1 tRNA gene and 3 rRNA genes are annotated in these 4939 nt (G+C 50.1%); all 4 read right to left on the reverse strand.

Annotated elements, in window-relative coordinates:
- Position 1: 1 nt before the first annotated feature.
- A 5S ribosomal RNA gene (gene rrf, locus B7699_RS00155) occupies positions 2-117 on the reverse strand.
- 76 nt (positions 118-193) lie between these two features.
- Positions 194-3095 (reverse strand): 23S ribosomal RNA (locus B7699_RS00160).
- Between the two features lie 125 nt (positions 3096-3220).
- A tRNA-Ala gene (locus B7699_RS00165) sits at positions 3221-3293 on the reverse strand.
- 51 nt (positions 3294-3344) lie between these two features.
- Positions 3345-4891 (reverse strand): 16S ribosomal RNA (locus B7699_RS00170).
- The 16S, 23S and 5S rRNA genes sit together here with 1 tRNA gene alongside, the layout of an rRNA operon.
- Positions 4892-4939 lie beyond the last annotated feature (48 nt).

Consider the following 4939-nt stretch of genomic DNA (forward strand, 5'->3'; position numbering starts at 1 on the left):
AGCTAAGCGACTTCCATATCTCACAGGGGGCAACCCCCAACTACTTCCGGCGTTCTAGGGCTTAACTTCTGTGTTCGGCATGGGTACAGGTGTATCTCCTAGGCTATCGTCACTTAACTCTGAGTAATACCTACTCAAAATTGAATATCTATTCAAACCAAGAAAACCGTTCGCTTTCGTATTCTCAGTTACTTTGGATAAGTCCTCGAGCTATTAGTATTAGTCCGCTACATGTGTCGCCACACTTCCACTTCTAACCTATCTACCTGATCATCTCTCAGGGCTCTTACTGATATAAAATCATGGGAAATCTCATCTTGAGGTGGGTTTCACACTTAGATGCTTTCAGCGTTTATCCCTTCCCTACATAGCTACCCAGCGATGCCTTTGGCAAGACAACTGGTACACCAGCGGTAAGTCCACTCTGGTCCTCTCGTACTAGGAGCAGAACCTCTCAAATTTCCTACGCCCGCGACGGATAGGGACCGAACTGTCTCACGACGTTCTGAACCCAGCTCGCGTGCCGCTTTAATGGGCGAACAGCCCAACCCTTGGGACCGACTACAGCCCCAGGATGCGACGAGCCGACATCGAGGTGCCAAACCTCCCCGTCGATGTGAACTCTTGGGGGAGATAAGCCTGTTATCCCCAGGGTAGCTTTTATCCGTTGAGCGATGGCCCTTCCATACGGAACCACCGGATCACTAAGCCCGACTTTCGTCCCTGCTCGAGTTGTAGCTCTCGCAGTCAAGCTCCCTTATACCTTTACACTCTGCGAATGATTTCCAACCATTCTGAGGGAACCTTTGGGCGCCTCCGTTACCTTTTAGGAGGCGACCGCCCCAGTCAAACTGCCCGTCAGACACTGTCTCCGATAGGGATCACCTATCCGGGTTAGAGTGGCCATAACACAAGGGTAGTATCCCAACAACGTCTCCTTCGAAACTGGCGTCCCGATCTCATAGACTCCTACCTATCCTGTACATGTGGTACAGACACTCAATATCAAACTGCAGTAAAGCTCCATGGGGTCTTTCCGTCCTGTCGCGGGTAACCTGCATCTTCACAGGTACTAAAATTTCACCGAGTCTCTCGTTGAGACAGTGCCCAAATCATTACGCCTTTCGTGCGGGTCGGAACTTACCCGACAAGGAATTTCGCTACCTTAGGACCGTTATAGTTACGGCCGCCGTTTACTGGGGCTTCAATTCATACCTTCGCTTACGCTAAGCACTCCTCTTAACCTTCCAGCACCGGGCAGGCGTCACCCCCTATACATCATCTTACGATTTAGCAGAGAGCTGTGTTTTTGATAAACAGTTGCTTGGGCCTATTCACTGCGGCTGACTTAAAGTCAGCACCCCTTCTCCCGAAGTTACGGGGTCATTTTGCCGAGTTCCTTAACGAGAGTTCTCTCGCTCACCTGAGGCTACTCGCCTCGACTACCTGTGTCGGTTTGCGGTACGGGTAGAGTATGTTTAAACGCTAGAAGCTTTTCTTGGCAGTGTGACGTCACTAACTTCGCTACTAAACTTCGCTCCCCATCACAGCTCAATGTTATAGAACTAAGCATTTGACTCAGTTCACACCTCACTGCTTAGACAGACACTTCCAATCGTCTGCTTTAGTTAGCCTACTGCGTCCCTCCATCACTACATACTCTAGTACAGGAATATCAACCTGTTGTCCATCGGATACACCTTTCGGTCTCTCCTTAGGTCCCGACTAACCCAGGGCGGACGAGCCTTCCCCTGGAAACCTTAGTCTTACGGTGGACAGGATTCTCACCTGTCTTTCGCTACTCATACCGGCATTCTCACTTCTATGCGTTCCAGCACTCCTCACGGTACACCTTCATCACACATAGAACGCTCTCCTACCATACCTATAAAGGTATCCACAGCTTCGGTAAATTGTTTTAGCCCCGGTACATTTTCGGCGCAGGGTCACTCGACTAGTGAGCTATTACGCACTCTTTGAATGAATAGCTGCTTCTAAGCTAACATCCTAGTTGTCTGTGCAACCCCACATCCTTTTCCACTTAACAATTATTTTGGGACCTTAGCTGGTGGTCTGGGCTGTTTCCCTTTCGACTACGGATCTTAGCACTCGCAGTCTGACTGCCGACCATAATTCATTGGCATTCGGAGTTTATCTGAGATTGGTAATCCGGGATGGACCCCTCACCCAAACAGTGCTCTACCTCCAAGAATCTCTAATGTCGACGCTAGCCCTAAAGCTATTTCGGAGAGAACCAGCTATCTCCAAGTTCGTTTGGAATTTCTCCGCTACCCACAAGTCATCCAAGCACTTTTCAACGTGCCCTGGTTCGGTCCTCCAGTGCGTCTTACCGCACCTTCAACCTGCTCATGGGTAGGTCACATGGTTTCGGGTCTACGTCATGATACTAATTCGCCCTATTCAGACTCGGTTTCCCTACGGCTCCGTCTCTTCAACTTAACCTCGCATCATAACGTAACTCGCCGGTTCATTCTACAAAAGGCACGCTCTCACCCATTAACGGGCTCGAACTTGTTGTAGGCACACGGTTTCAGGTTCTATTTCACTCCCCTCCCGGGGTGCTTTTCACCTTTCCCTCACGGTACTGGTTCACTATCGGTCACTAGGGAGTATTTAGGGTTGGGAGATGGTCCTCCCAGATTCCGACGGGATTTCACGTGTCCCGCCGTACTCAGGATACTGCTAGGTACAAAGACTATTTTAAATACGAGGCTATTACTCTCTTTGGCTGATCTTCCCAAATCATTCTTCTATAATCTTTGAGTCCACATTGCAGTCCTACAACCCCGAAGAGTAAACTCTTCGGTTTGCCCTCCTGCCGTTTCGCTCGCCGCTACTAAGGCAATCGCTTTTGCTTTCTCTTCCTGCAGCTACTTAGATGTTTCAGTTCACTGCGTCTTCCTCCTCACATCCTTAACAGATGCGGGTAACAGGTAGTACCTGTTGGGTTCCCCCATTCGGAAATCCCTGGATCATCGCTTACTTACAGCTACCCAAGGCATATCGTCGTTTGTCACGTCCTTCTTCGGCTCCTAGTGCCAAGGCATCCACCGTGCGCCCTTATTAACTTAACCTTATTTTTCTGACCTTTCAGTCATAAACTCTTATTAATACTACAGCGTTTTCGGTTTATTTTCTTGTTACTATTTGATATAGATATTCAATTTTCAATGTGCATTACTTGGTGATCTCTCACCAATGGAGCCTAGCGGGATCGAACCGCTGACCTCCTGCGTGCAAAGCAGGCGCTCTCCCAGCTGAGCTAAGGCCCCACAAGACCTCTCAAGACTAAACAAGACCAATGCGCAGTTCCTTATCCTTAGAAAGGAGGTGATCCAGCCGCACCTTCCGATACGGCTACCTTGTTACGACTTCACCCCAATCATCTATCCCACCTTAGGCGGCTGGCTCCTAAAAGGTTACCTCACCGACTTCGGGTGTTACAAACTCTCGTGGTGTGACGGGCGGTGTGTACAAGGCCCGGGAACGTATTCACCGCGGCGTGCTGATCCGCGATTACTAGCGATTCCGACTTCATGTAGGCGAGTTGCAGCCTACAATCCGAACTGAGACTGGCTTTAAGAGATTAGCTTGCCGTCACCGGCTTGCGACTCGTTGTACCAGCCATTGTAGCACGTGTGTAGCCCAGGTCATAAGGGGCATGATGATTTGACGTCATCCCCACCTTCCTCCGGTTTATTACCGGCAGTCTCGCTAGAGTGCCCAACTAAATGATGGCAACTAACAATAGGGGTTGCGCTCGTTGCGGGACTTAACCCAACATCTCACGACACGAGCTGACGACAACCATGCACCACCTGTCACCTCTGTCCCGAAGGAAAACTCTATCTCTAGAGCGGTCAGAGGGATGTCAAGACCTGGTAAGGTTCTTCGCGTTGCTTCGAATTAAACCACATGCTCCACCGCTTGTGCGGGCCCCCGTCAATTCCTTTGAGTTTCAACCTTGCGGTCGTACTCCCCAGGCGGAGTGCTTAATGCGTTAGCTGCGGCACTAAACCCCGGAAAGGGTCTAACACCTAGCACTCATCGTTTACGGCGTGGACTACCAGGGTATCTAATCCTGTTTGCTCCCCACGCTTTCGAGCCTCAGCGTCAGTTACAAGCCAGAGAGCCGCTTTCGCCACCGGTGTTCCTCCATATATCTACGCATTTCACCGCTACACATGGAATTCCACTCTCCCCTCTTGCACTCAAGTTAAACAGTTTCCAAAGCGTACTATGGTTAAGCCACAGCCTTTAACTTCAGACTTATCTAACCGCCTGCGCTCGCTTTACGCCCAATAAATCCGGACAACGCTCGGGACCTACGTATTACCGCGGCTGCTGGCACGTAGTTAGCCGTCCCTTTCTGGTAAGATACCGTCACAGTGTGAACTTTCCACTCTCACACTCGTTCTTCTCTTACAACAGAGCTTTACGATCCGAAAACCTTCTTCACTCACGCGGCGTTGCTCGGTCAGACTTCCGTCCATTGCCGAAGATTCCCTACTGCTGCCTCCCGTAGGAGTCTGGGCCGTGTCTCAGTCCCAGTGTGGCCGATCACCCTCTCAGGTCGGCTATGTATCGTCGCCTTGGTGAGCCGTTACCCCACCAACTAGCTAATACAACGCAGGTCCATCTGGTAGTGATGCATTTGCACCTTTTAAGCAAATGTCATGCAACATCTACTCTTATGCGGTATTAGCTATCGTTTCCAATAGTTATCCCCCGCTACCAGGCAGGTTACCTACGCGTTACTCACCCGTTCGCAACTCATCCGGAGAAGCAAGCTCCTCCTTCAGCGTTCTACTTGCATGTATTAGGCACGCCGCCAGCGTTCGTCCTGAGCCAGGATCAAACTCTCATTAAAAGTTTGAGTTCTTACTCATTTCTGTCACTGACAGATTTATTGTTTTTT

Source organism: Streptococcus mitis (assembly GCF_002096835.1).
Lineage (GTDB): Bacteria > Bacillota > Bacilli > Lactobacillales > Streptococcaceae > Streptococcus > Streptococcus mitis_W.